Annotated in this window: 10 protein-coding genes; all 10 read right to left on the reverse strand. The window is 43.9% G+C overall.

Features of this window, described 5'->3' with window-relative positions:
- Positions 1–596: 596 nt before the first annotated feature.
- The 10 genes from IQ246_RS25370 to plsX all read right to left on the reverse strand — a co-directional run bounded on the left by IQ246_RS25370 (position 597) and on the right by plsX (position 11,917).
- Complete coding sequence (locus IQ246_RS25370; protein WP_194006091.1) at positions 597–881, reverse strand: YiaA/YiaB family inner membrane protein; 285 nt, start codon at positions 879–881, stop codon at positions 597–599.
- Between the two features lie 185 nt (positions 882–1,066).
- Entirely contained in the window at positions 1,067–2,671 is a 1,605-nt protein-coding gene (locus IQ246_RS25375) for a DUF4335 domain-containing protein (RefSeq protein ID WP_194006092.1), read from the reverse strand.
- Between the two features lie 295 nt (positions 2,672–2,966).
- Entirely contained in the window at positions 2,967–3,572 is a 606-nt protein-coding gene (locus tag IQ246_RS25380) for a DUF3038 domain-containing protein (RefSeq protein ID WP_194006093.1), read from the reverse strand.
- A 349-nt stretch (positions 3,573–3,921) separates the two neighbouring features.
- Positions 3,922–6,375, reverse strand: coding sequence for an endonuclease MutS2 (locus IQ246_RS25385; protein ID WP_194006094.1), 2,454 nt, complete (start codon positions 6,373–6,375; stop codon positions 3,922–3,924).
- 64 nt (positions 6,376–6,439) lie between these two features.
- Positions 6,440–6,757, reverse strand: coding sequence for a DUF2288 domain-containing protein (locus tag IQ246_RS25390; RefSeq protein WP_194006095.1), 318 nt, complete (start codon positions 6,755–6,757; stop codon positions 6,440–6,442).
- Positions 6,758–6,822: 65 nt separating this feature from the next.
- Positions 6,823–7,860 (reverse strand): AI-2E family transporter, encoded by a 1,038-nt coding sequence (locus tag IQ246_RS25395; RefSeq protein WP_194006096.1) that lies wholly within the window; start codon positions 7,858–7,860, stop codon positions 6,823–6,825.
- Positions 7,861–8,014: 154 nt separating this feature from the next.
- Positions 8,015–8,653: a 1-acyl-sn-glycerol-3-phosphate acyltransferase gene (locus IQ246_RS25400; protein ID WP_194006100.1), complete on the reverse strand. Its 639-nt coding sequence runs from the start codon at positions 8,651–8,653 to the stop codon at positions 8,015–8,017.
- Between the two features lie 129 nt (positions 8,654–8,782).
- Entirely contained in the window at positions 8,783–9,664 is an 882-nt protein-coding gene (gene fabD / locus IQ246_RS25405) for an ACP S-malonyltransferase (protein ID WP_194006097.1), read from the reverse strand.
- Between the two features lie 132 nt (positions 9,665–9,796).
- Complete coding sequence (locus IQ246_RS25410) at positions 9,797–10,789, reverse strand: beta-ketoacyl-ACP synthase III (protein WP_194006098.1); 993 nt, start codon at positions 10,787–10,789, stop codon at positions 9,797–9,799.
- Between the two features lie 105 nt (positions 10,790–10,894).
- The gene (gene plsX, locus IQ246_RS25415) at positions 10,895–11,917 is read right to left on the reverse strand and encodes a phosphate acyltransferase PlsX (protein ID WP_194006099.1); all 1,023 of its coding nucleotides are present in this window, start codon (positions 11,915–11,917) and stop codon (positions 10,895–10,897) included.
- Positions 11,918–12,087 lie beyond the last annotated feature (170 nt).

The raw sequence follows: 12,087 nt of genomic DNA on the forward strand, positions 1-12,087 counted from the left end.
TAAATTACCAAGTTTAGGTAAGTGGTTTATTGATATCTGTTATGGATAAACCTAATTTGAATAACAAATTATAACAATTTTCTTGAAGCTGTAAAAATACTAAATAGAAACCAATTCCTGCATTTCTCTCTTAGTGTAGAAGTTTTCATGCTTACTTATTAGAAGGGGGGTGGAAGCCCTTCCACCCCCTCTGTATGAGAATAATAATAATTCTCATACGGAGTCTTTTCTATATTTTATTTTCTGGAAGTCCCTTATTAAGATAAAAAGATTAAATCAATATCAGGACTTACGCAAGTGTCATATTTTTAACGCCAGAGGTTGTCCAGAGTCAAAGGTCAAAAGTCCAAAAAACCTTGATTCTTGAACGCCACTTGCTTTAAGTCGGCAGAGCCGCCCAACGCAGTGGCTCCCCTTGACCCTTGACTCTTATACCAGAAGCCTTGTGTGCCAGTTGCGTAAGTCCTAAATATAAAAAAGGACTGTTAAACTCAGTCCTTTTGTTTTTTGTTATGTAGTTAATTTTTTCTAATGTGGCCATAAAAGCCCGAACCAATCATTTAAAATCCAAAATACTTTTAAGATGCTTACTGCCTTTATTTGAGGTTGAGAGGATCGTGTTGTGAAAGTAATTTCTCTACTTTGGCCTCGTCAAGCCTGGCGGTTAATCTTCTAGTTTCATGCAAATCTCTAGTGGTTTTTGCCAAAGTAAAAGTTGAGCCAACAGAGAAAGCCAAACCCATACCCATAAAGCCTTTCACCCAGCTATTTACAGGCAAATTCACAATGCCCAAGGTGGTCATAGAAATAGAAATCACAAAAGCTGCCCAAGTTTGAATAACCCAAGCTGCACTGTCTTTTTGAGGGCCAATTGTTTGCATATTTATTACCTTTTATCTGCATTATTTAACTGTGATTGTATTGATTGGTACACTTCCAAGCAACAGTAGGATTACCAGTTTGGTAACTGGACTCAAAAACGCTAGTTCCACAGCACCTAGATCAAATAAAAACTGGTACATAGTTTGTACCAGTTTTGCAATTGGCATCAATTAGCTTAGTTTAATTATTCAGACTCTGGAAATGTTTGTACCTTGCCATCAGGGCTGAGAACAACTCGAATTCTGAGATTTTGTCCAGTTTTATTAGCGGAGACAAAAGGTTTGCCAATATTAGGCATCCCAGCGCTGTCAACGAATTCTCTTGCTGCCTTATTAAGGGGAAAAATACGTTCAATTTTGCCGTCAACACTTAGTATTAAACTATATTCTAATGTTTGTCTCAATCTTGCAGGTGGCTGCCAACGCTTGCTGATGTATTCTCTAGCTTCTGCTATCTGAGGTGTATCAAATAATGTGCCAGTTGCCACATTTGAAGGCGTAGGGACTTTGCGTCCATCCCCTAATCTATCAATAAATGGATTATTCTCAGTTGCCCTAGGGGAGGTAGTTGAAGAGGGCAAGTCTGAAGAGGGTTTGTTTGCGGAAGAAAGTTTTCCTAAAGAATCATCATTTTGGGGACTAGATGGCAAACTTTGTCTTTCAGGCAAAGCATTTCCAGTTTGGGGAATTGATCTTGCTGGGTTCTGCCCAAAATTTGGTTGAATGGCAATTTCCTGTCCTGGGATTTTGGTAAGTGCTGTGCCTCTGGCATTGGTGGGAAGAGTTGGAGTCTTCGTCTGAGGTAGAGTTAGTGGATCTTTTGGAGATAGTAAGGGCGTTGTGGAGAAATTGGAATTGGGGGATTGGGTAGTCGTAGGCAAACTGGAATTAGGAGAAGATATTTGAGAGTTGGTGGAGAAGTTGGAACTAGGGGATATTAAGGGTTTTGGGGGCAAACTGGAAGTGGGTAGCCCAGGAGCGGAGCCTAAAGGCGGCAGTGAAGATTGGAAATTATCTGGAGGAATGAGTCCAGATTGAGGAGTGGGAAAGTTTAGTGACGGTGAGGTTTCAAGAGCAATATTTGCCTCTTTTGGAGCTACGGTTTTGGCAGTCCGCTGTTGCTTTTGCCTAATGTTGTTAGCATACTGCCAGGTGACTGGTGTTAAACCCAAAGCTAAGACCAAGACTGCGGCAACAGGTGCCCAAGTAGGTATCAAACTCGAACTGCGGCTATTGATAGTTGGTAACACCATAACATCAGCAGAGTATTCGTCTAGGGCGCTCGCCAAATCAAACAGTTGTAACAAACTTAGTTGAATCACACGACCAGATACCTGGTTAGCGAGGGAACCGAGAAATAGATTGTGATTTAAATAGCTACTTGGTTCTAAATATATCTCTGTTCCTGTTACCTGGGAGGTCAAAGACTTTAATGTCTTAGCAGACAGCGAAGAGGAGGGTAAATCTTTTAATTCTTCTGGCTCATCAAGTACATTGCTTGACTCTTGTGGCCCTGAGAATGTGACCCAAAAGCTTTCTGGAGATTGTTGGAGGAATTGTTGTACGTAGGTTGTGACTGCATCACACAAAGCTTCGAGTTGGTCGCGATCGCCCCGAATCGGCACTCTGCGATCTTCTGGTAATCGCGGATCGTCAAAACGTAGCTCAAAGCTTAACTGTTTCAGGACTGTTTTCCCCATCCAACGGGACAAAGGCGAGCTTTGTGCTAAGACTTCTAGCGTGCAAGTGGGGGGCGTATAACGACGAATAACAGAATTTGATAGAGGCATAGCAGGAACTACAAGGTCTATTATTATTTGGGATCTGGCGTTCGCGTAGCGTGTCGGAGACAAAAGTTGCTATATCGTTAGTGAGTCTTGCCTACGCGCCTAAGACAACCGAGCGTCGGAGGGTTTTTCCGTAGCAAACTTTTCAAGATAGATTTTGCGGAAATTTGAGTCAGTCGCTTGCTCAAAGAATTATGAGTAGAGGTTTTTGACATAGCAAATGTCGGAACTGACTTATTTTCACGACCTAGCAAACTTTCAAAAACGGATTTTGGATGAGAAATCTCAAATCTCAAATCTAAAATTTTGTGGAACGGTCTATAAGTGCTAGCCAGAGACGGCGGTGACCACCAGGGGCACTATAAAAAAGTAAATCTACAAGCAGTTTTAGTGCCAGATTGGTAAGTAAATCTGTCGAGATTTGGTCATCCTCTTCCATCCGCTCTTGGTAGGTGTTGCAAAAAGCATCTATGTAATCTCCAAGTAAAGCAGCCTGATGAGGTTCCCGTTTGTTTTCCGCCATTTGTTCTAATAGACCGACAGCACGGCGAATTAATTCCTGGTGCTCCTTGGCTAGGTAACAGGTGATTAGAACAAGCGATCGCCCTTCTTCTATATCTAGTTTTTTTCGCCCTCCTTGACCTTTACGTAAGGGGTTGGACTGGCGCAGTCGCCATAAAGCTACGCGATCGGGCACTCTTGACTCTAAATTCAGATTATTTGCTGCTGAAAGCATTGCTTCGGAACCAATGCCAGTTAAAGTTTCTAGTGCCAACAGCACCAAGTCTAACTGGGTTTTGATATTGTCCCATTGAACTGCATCTGGCGCTGGAAGCTTGATTAAATCCTCCCATGGGGAATTTGGAGTGGCTGAGTTGGCGGCCGTGTGCATAACTTTTAGCATAGGTGATCAGACTGATAGGGACTGTTGCTGTTACCCATTTTGAAACCAGACTCTCAAGCATCAAAGTTGGTTTCCTATAGCTATGAGCTAGAAGCTTCAAATAGCTTTTTTCTGTAGTAAACAGCAGTTATCTTTGTCTTACTCTAAATGAAAATTTCTTTTCATCAAAGTAGAAAATTCTCAGCCCAAGTCAATATTTACCTAGCTTTAGCTACTAGCTAGGTACAAGAGTATAAATAAACAAACCTAAAATTGATAACTGTTAATTGCTAATCTCTAATCACCATAAGCTAACTAGTAATTAACAATTCACAATCATTAACTCTACCCAGTTACATTTATTGCCGCCTTATTTTATATGAGCGATAGTCACACCACTACCACCGTCTGCTCGTTCTGCTGGTTCATAGTTGCTGACTCTGGGGTGCTGTTGCAAAAAGGTGTGAACACCTTGCCGCAGCTTACCAGTACCATGTCCATGAATAATCCATACTGGGCCTGTAGCTTCCGAAATTGCTTTGTCGAGAATGTATTCAGCATCAGCCACTCGTTTACCACGCAAATCGACAGTATTTTGAGAGGTGCGAATCGCTGGGGCTGGCTGCGGTGGTGGTGTAACTACTGTTGGGGCTGGCTTTGCTTTGACGACTGGTTCAGCTTTTTGACCATCTAGAGATTCTACATCTTCGAGCTTGACTGTCATCTTCATAATTCCAAAGCGAACAGTTAAGTCTCCATCGTCATTGGGGGCGGTTAAAACTTCAGCTGTTTGCCCCAACTTGGGAATACGGAGGCGATCGCCTACTTTGGGGATAAACCCAAGTTTTGGTTTTGGTGGTGTTGCTGGCTGATATTTCTGGGCAATTTGATTCAAAGCATTGGTTGCTTGCTGGGCGTCTTGGGCTTTAGGTGTACCTTGTTGCAAGCGGCGAATTACTTGGGCAATTTCACCTTTGGCTTGGGCGATCGCTTGTTGTACCGTTACTTCCTGTGAAGCCCGCAAAGCACTTTCTCTTTCTTCTAAAGCTGAGGCTTTTTCGGATACTTCTTTGTATAAACGCTCCGCTTGCTGCAACAAATTTTGTGCTTCAGTAGCTTTAGTTTCCTGACGGCGACGTTGCGCTTCTAACCCAGCAATGACTTGGTTAACTTCATCTGTTGCTTCTCCCACTTGAGATTTCGCCTGTTCCACGACTTCTGGTTTTAGCCCCAAGCGCAGAGCAATTGTCAAGGCGTTGGAACGTCCGGGTATTCCCCACAACAGACGGTAAGTTGGTGACAAAGTACTTTCGTCAAATTCTACAGAGGCATTTTCAAACCGCTCATCTTCATATTTCAGTGCTTTGAGTTCACCAAAGTGAGTGGTGGCAATAGTTAACTGGGCGTGGTTAGCGAGATATTGCAGCAAAGCGATCGCTAAGGCGCTACCTTCGACTGGATCGGTTCCGGCCCCGACTTCATCGAGTAGTACCAGGGAGTGGGGGAGTGGGGGAGTGGGAAAAATTTCTTTTATTTCCTCCACTCTCCCATTCTCCATCTCTTCCACTCCTGTTATTTCCCCAGTTCCTAGTGCTTCTAAAATCCGACTAATGCGGCGGATATGACCGGAGAATGTGGATAAGCTTTGCTGTAGGGATTGTTCATCGCCAATATCTGCTAGCACCTGGTCAAACCAAGGGATTTCTACTGGTTCGCGGGCGGGGACAAATAAACCTACTTTGGCCATCAATGCTGCTAACCCCAAGGTTTTTAGGGTAACAGTTTTACCACCAGTATTTGGCCCGGTAATCGTCACTACCCGAATTTGCGGACTGATGAATAAATCTACAGGAATTACTGGTTGCCCTTGTTCGTGCTGTTGCTGCCACACTAACAATGGATGTCGCAAATGCCGTAAGGTGATGATTTCACTTTCCTCCCGGTTGACAAATCGCGGGGGATTGGCTCCTAGCCAGAAACTGTATCGTGATCTGGCGGTTGCTAGATCCAAAGTGGTAGCAATTGCTAGCAACCGCTCCAAATCGGGTTTAACTGCTGCTACTTGCTCCGTCAGAGCACGGCGAATCGCTTCTTCTTCGGCTTGCTCTTTTCTGATTATCTGCCGTAGTTGGTTGCCTAGGGGCACGATGGAATTAGGTTCCACATACAGCGTGGCACCGCTGGTAGACGTATCGTGAACAATGCCGGGGATAGCATCTTTTTGAGGTGCTTTCACCGGAATCACATAGCGATCGCCCCGTTGGGTAATTAGCTGTTCTTGAACTGCCCCAGCTTTTGCTTGTAAAATATTTTGCAGCTTTTGGGTAATTTGAGTGCGTAATCGCCGCAAATCTATGCGAATTTCTCCGAGTTTTTGGCTAGCGCGGTCAGTTACCTGTGCCCGTTCATCTATACAGCGGTGAATTTCCTGTTCTAGTTCGGGATAAGTCCGTAAATCGGCAACCAAATTAGTCAGGATTGGCAAATCTTCTTGGTTGTCAATTACACGGCGCAAATTTCTGGCACCAGCGAGGGTGGTAGCGATCGCTAACAGTTCATCCCCAGTTAAAATTCCGCTGAGTTCTGCCCGTTCTAAGGAATCACCAATATCTTGAATTCCCTCAAATGACAGTCCTGTAGTCAGACGACTTTCTAGTTGGTAGACTTCTTTGGTTTGCTCTAACAACTGTTCACTTTCTGCCTGAAAATCAGGCATTTTCAGATGACGCGCAGCTGTCGCCCCCAGCTTAGTTGCCGCAAACGTGGAAAGGTGCTGGCAGAGGCGATGCCATTCTAGTAGTTCTAAGGTTTCAGATTGGATCAAGGTTTCAATATCTAATCTGAAATTATGGTAACAATTCTAGCCGTTCTGTGACACTTAATTTAGCTTACGCAGCAGCTATTTCTTGCACTAAAACGTAGGGCTGGACAATGAGGGTATGAAATCGCTTGGTGCGTTGGCGTAGCCCGCCGGAGGCATCGCTATTCCATTCTCCTACTTGTACTGCTGTGGGTTTAGTAATCAATTGTTTTTCAATCCACTGCTGTACGCATGGAATATTATCGCTGGCGATCGCTTCCCCAACATCCAGCAAATTTAGCTCCAGTGCCACTAAAATTACAGCATCTCGCTGCACATGAGGAATTAGCCACTCCCACTCTGCTTCATCCAGAATTTCTGTTAATTCCGCTCTTAAATCTGACATAGCTCCCAAACGTTTATATTATTCACCACTTAAGTAGTTTACAACTCTTAACCCTTGACTCATAACTAAACTTCTGCTTTCATCTCATCAATTTCAAACAAAGACACAATTACTCCGGCGATGGGGATAGATATAAAAACACCTAGCAACCCTGCTACTCTAGCCCCTACTAACAAAGCGAAGAATACTACTACAGGATTAAGATTCAGCGCACCTTGCATAATCCGTGGTGCAATTAAGTTGTCTTGTATCTGCTGAAGAACAATACAAGCTGCCAATACTTTCAATGCTAACCAAACACCTTGAGACAAGACAACTAGAGTGATTGTGCCTATTGCTAATGTTGCTCCTATACCAGGAATAATGTCAACGATTCCAACTATTACTGACAATATCAAGGCAAAAGGTACTTTTAATAATACGAATACTATAAAAGTTGCAGTTGTCAGAAACAAACTCAATAACAACTGACCTCTAAAAAATCCTAAAAAAGAGCGTCTGATTATATTTGTAAATCTATTACGGCGCTGCTTTGGAACTACTTTTAAGATAAAACTCCAGAGTTTTTCTCCGTCTAATAACATGAAAAAAGCCACAACAGCAATCAATACAAAAGTTATAAAATTAGTCATAAAACCTTGTAAAATTGCCAAGCTAGTTACAAGGCTTGATACAGCTTGGTCTCGCAATTGACCTTCAATAAAACTCAAATCTATCTGAAGATTTCGGCTTCTAAGAAATGCTTCTAATCGCTCTAATAGAGGTACTAAAGAATTTAAGAACGCAGTTATACTGTCAATTAATTGTTGTCCTTGAGATAAAATCGTCAAGCCCACAGTGACTGCTAAACCGCCAAGAATCACAACGCTGAGCAAGAAAACTACAACAACTGCTATCCCACGGGGCAAAAAACGTCCTAGCCACTGTACAGGATAGCTGAGCAGAAAAGCCAAAATTGCAGCAAATGTAAAAATAACTATAACTGCTTCAAAATAAGCTAAAAGCTGTACAATCGCCCAGCCAGAAGCCACCAAAAGCAAAAAGCGGACTAACGCCAGATTATTCAATCGTTCCCAAAAGTTTTTGGCTTCAAAGCCGCTCATATACTGTTTACAGAGAGGATAGTGGTGATTTTGCCTAGCAGTTGCATTTCAGCACAAAGTTTTACTTAATTGCTAGAACACATTGACTTTAAACATACAGAGACTGCGTGGCGATCGCCACTTCCTTAAAGCATATTCCTCAGCATGATCTAATTCATCGCCCTAAATCATGCATCTCATTGATAACTCTGGTACATTTTTGTGTTATGGCTTCTAATTCTTCTTTATGAGTGGAACTAGGAGTATCAATCAATTTGCCAATCCTGACAGTAATGGGAACAGCTTGAGGTATTGGCGAGCCTTTTTTTAAAATCCTCTCAGTACCCCACAAACTTACTGGCAATATTGGTGCTTTGGCCTTCGCGGCTAGTAGCGCTGCACCTCTTTTGGGGTCTGTAATTCGACCATCTGGGGTGCGAGTGCCTTGCAAAAAAACACCAACAGCCCAACTCTGATTGAGATATTCTAGGGCAGAACGGATAGCAGTGCGATCGGCACTTCCTCGACTTACCGGGTAAGCACCGTACAATTTAATCATTTTTGCCAAAATTGGGATATCAAATAACTCTTCCTTAGCCATATACGCCACTGGACGGCGTACACAATTAGAGACAATGGGAGGGTCAAAGTAACTAGCATGATTACTCACTACCACTAATGGCCCTGATTGAGGGACATTTTCCACACCAGAAATCTGGCCCCGAAAGTAAGCATGAAGCATGGGGCTGACAACCGACCATTTAAAGGCGTGGTAAAGTGCCAGACTAATAAACGGTTCGCGGCTTTGAGACATAGGAAATTGGGGGTTGGGGGTTGGGGATTGGGCATTGGGGATTGGGTATTGGGCATTGGAATAAGGGAGAAAAGCAAAAACCATCCCTTTACTCTTTAACCTTTTGCCCCTCTTAAGAGTCCCCAATCCTTAGTCCGGTAATTCAGCGGCATTACGGACGTTCTTTAAGATTAAATCAGGGCTAATGCGTTTAATTAAACCAGTTAGCACGTTACCAGGGCCAATTTCTACTACTTGCTGGATGCCATTTGCTGGTAACTGTAGAGCAATTTCTCGCCATCGTACCGTACCAGTCATTTGTTTGTTCAGGCGCTGCTTTAAAATCTCGGCATCAGTACACGGAATTGGTTCTACATTAGACAACACTGGCACAACAGCTGGTTGAAATTCCACAGATTCTAGAATGTCTTGGAACTCCGCAGCCGCTGGTGCTATTAAGGGTGAGTGAAATGCTCCAGAAACTTTTAAAGGAATAGCACGCTTGGCTTTAACTTCAGAAATCACTGCTTGTACAGCGTCTGGAGTTCCAGAGATTACAACCTGAGCCGGACTATTGTCATTTGCTAGCACTATATCGGGTGTTTGGGCAATGACTTTTTCCAACAGTTCGCGGTCAAAGTTTAATAAAGCCGCCATCATCCCACCTGCGGTACTATCCATAAGTTCCGCACGACGTTTCACTAAGTGTAACCCCGCTGACCACTCAAAGACACCAGCGATGTAAAGAGCAACGTATTCTCCCAAACTGTGACCAGCAACTAAATTTGGCTGGTGTCCTCGTTCCCGCATAATATCGGCGAGAATGCTTTCCACCACATAAAGAATTGGTTGTGTGTATAGCGTCTGTGATAACTTTCCTTCGTCCTTTTGACAGATTTCTGTTACAGACCAGCCTAAAATAGCCTCGGCTTTGGCAAACTTTTCCTTAGCAGAGGGTATATCTAATAAGTCCATTCCCATTCCCAGTACTTGGGAACCTTGTCCAGGAAACACCCATGCAGTTTTAGTCATTGGTCATTAGTCAAGAGTCAAGAGTATAGACGCGATTAATCGTTTCTGTACAAGGGTCAACGGTCAAGGGTCAAGGGTCAAGGGTCAACAGTCATTAATTTTGACTTTGGACTATTGACTCATGACTAATGTTTATCTTCCCCATTGAAAAATTGCCGCGCCCCAAGTCAGACCTGCACCAAAGCCGGATGTAACAATGATGTCATTAGGTTTAATTTTGTCTTGCCGTACTGCTTCATCTAGGGCTAGGGGGATGGAGGCGGCAGAGGTATTACCGTACTGAGCAAGATTACTAATAACTTTATGTGGTGGAATATTTAAGCGTTGGGCAACAGCATCAAGAATCCGCTGATTGGCTTGATGCAATACTAGCCAATCGATTTGGTCAACACTGAGGTTAGCTTGAAACAAAGCTTTGTCGATAATTTCTGGCACTTTTTGAACAGCGAAGCGGTAGACTTCTTTGCCGTTCATAGTTATAGGTTGGTAAGTGCCTTTAGTAATATTTACACCTGGGAGCAGTTCTTGGGGAGACGCTGCGTATGTAAGATTGAGGTGATGATTTTGAGTACCATCGCTTTTGAGTGCAAATCCCAATAGGCGATCGCTTTTGGATGCTTGCAATACTACTGCTCCTGCGCCATCACCGAACAATACACAGGTGCGCCTATCTTGCCAATCTACCCAGCGAGAGAGGATATCGGCTCCTATCACCAGTACATTTTGATAAACGCCAGTTCTGATGTACTGGGCGGCTGTTACTAGCCCAAAGACAAAGCCTGAGCAGGCTGCTGTCAAGTCAAAAGCTACTGCTTTGGTGGCCCCCAATTCAGCTTGTACTTGACAAGCGGTACCAAATAAGTCATCAGAGGTAGATGTGGCCAACAGAATTAGATCCAAGTCAGATGCTGCGATGCCAGCAGATGCGATCGCATTACGACTAGCCGCAGTGGCCAGTACACTCAATGACTCTGATGGCAACGCTACTCGCCGTTCCCGAATTCCTGTTCTTGTGGCAATCCACTCGTCTGATGTCTCAACTAGTTCAGACAGACTCTGGTTGTCTAAGGAAGTTGCTGGTACTGCTGAGCCACTTCCAGTAATTGCTATGCCTAAATTATGCACTCCTAATCTCCCAAGCTATCAGCTTTTTGTCCTTTGTCTTTTGTCATTTGTCCTTTGCCTTTCGTCCTTACAAATGACAAGTTACTCATGACTAATGACTAATCGCTAACCGCTCTCGCGCTGTAAAATATATTGAGATTGAATTCGTTGCAGCACCTCGTTATCAACAGCTTCTTTTGCCATACGAATTGCGTTAAAAATTGAAGGTGCTTGTGAGCTACCGTGACCAATAAAACAGACTCCTGCGACACCTAACAGCAGAGCACCACCGTGTTCTGCATGATCCATCCGCTGCTTAATCCGCTTCAGATTTGGTTTTAAAAGTGCTGAGCCGATTTGACCGTGCAATCCTTGGGGTAATTCTTCCCGCAAGATTTGCAGGATTACTTCTCCAACTGCTTCGGCGAATTTTAACAATACATTGCCAACAAAGCCATCACAGACGATTACATCAAAGCGGCCAGAAAGCACATCACGCCCTTCAGCATTACCAATAAAATTAATTTGGGAATTTTCGCGTAGCATTTGGTGGGCACGGACGGCTGCGTCATTGCCCTTAGAGTCTTCTTCTCCAATATTTAACAAACCTACCTTGGGTTCGGTAGTACCTAAGACATACTGACTGTAAGCTGATCCCATTACAGCAAACTGCTCTAAAAATTTAGGACGGCAGTCTACATTTGCACCGACATCAAGTATCAGTACTGGCTTACCAGCTACAATCGTGGGAAAAACAGTACCGATTGCTGGGCGGTCAATTCCCGGCAATCGTCCTAAGCGGAGCAAAGCTGCTGCCATAGCGGCTCCAGAATGTCCCGCAGAAAAAACAGCATCCGCCTGTTGCTGCTTGACCAAATCCATCGCCACATTAATAGAGGCTTGGGGTTTGCGTCTAACTGCGCTTAAAGGCTCCTCGTCCATCGCGATCACTTCCTGTGCAGGAACGATCTCCACCTGCCCGAAATTTGTTTTTGGCGGCAAGGCAGCTTTAATTTGTTGGGGATCACCTACCAACAATACTTCTACACCCAATTCTTCTCGTGCCCGCAGTGCGCCAGCAACGATTTCACCGGGTGCGTGATCCCCTCCCATTGCATCAATTGCGATCCGTACGCGAGTCGATCCCATTGCTCAGAGCTTTTAGAAACCTTACAAATTTTACCAGATGGCTTTGCTGAAAAAGCGTCAATTTCTGACTGCCAATTGACTTCTGTTACTATTGCAACATGTTTTGGCAACAAGCCAAAGATAATAACACGAACTGTTAGGGAATGGGGCATGGGGGATAGGGCATGGGG

It is taken from the genome of aff. Roholtiella sp. LEGE 12411 (assembly GCF_015206995.1).
Classification (GTDB): Bacteria; Cyanobacteriota; Cyanobacteriia; order Cyanobacteriales; family Nostocaceae; genus Komarekiella.